The organism is Pseudomonas sp. SDO5215_S409 (assembly GCF_054071325.1).
In genome coordinates, this window is record NZ_JBSVWN010000172.1 from 1 (window position 1) to 544 (window position 544).

Genomic DNA, 544 nt, shown 5'->3' on the forward strand with positions numbered 1-544 from the left:
GCGACGTGCAGGTGTACACCCTCAACGGGCGCGAGGCGATCAGCCAGCCGTTTGCGTTTGACGTGGAACTGGTCAGTGAACAGTCGGCCCTGGACCTCGAAACCCTGCTGCACCAACCGGCTTTTTTGCAGCTCGCACCGGATGGCAGCGGTATTCATGGCCTGATTTATCGGGCCGCGCAGGGCGATTCCGGCAAGCGCCTCACGCGGTATGCGGTGACATTGCGCCCGCAGCTGGCGTACCTGGCGCATCGGATCAATCAGCGTATTTTCCAGAACCTGAGCGTGCCGAAAATCATCGGGCAGGTGCTGGAAGAACATGGCATTCAGAGCGATGCCTACCAATTTTTCCTGGGTTCGATTTACCCCGAGCGCGATTACTGCGTTCAGTACGATGAATCGGACCTGCATTTCATTCAGCGGCTGTGTGAGGAAGAAGGGATTCACTTCCACTTTCAGCACAGCGCTACAGCGCACACATTGGTGTTCGGGGACGACCAGACGGTGTTCCCTAAACTGGCGCCGGTGGCGTATCAGCAAGACTC

At 57.9% G+C, this 544-nt stretch carries 1 protein-coding gene; it reads left to right on the top strand.

Features of this window, described 5'->3' with window-relative positions:
* Positions 1 to 5: 5 nt before the first annotated feature.
* The coding region (gene tssI, locus ACW9H9_RS28770; protein WP_457346731.1) for a type VI secretion system tip protein TssI/VgrG at positions 6 to 544 on the top strand (539 nt) is incomplete at its 3' end.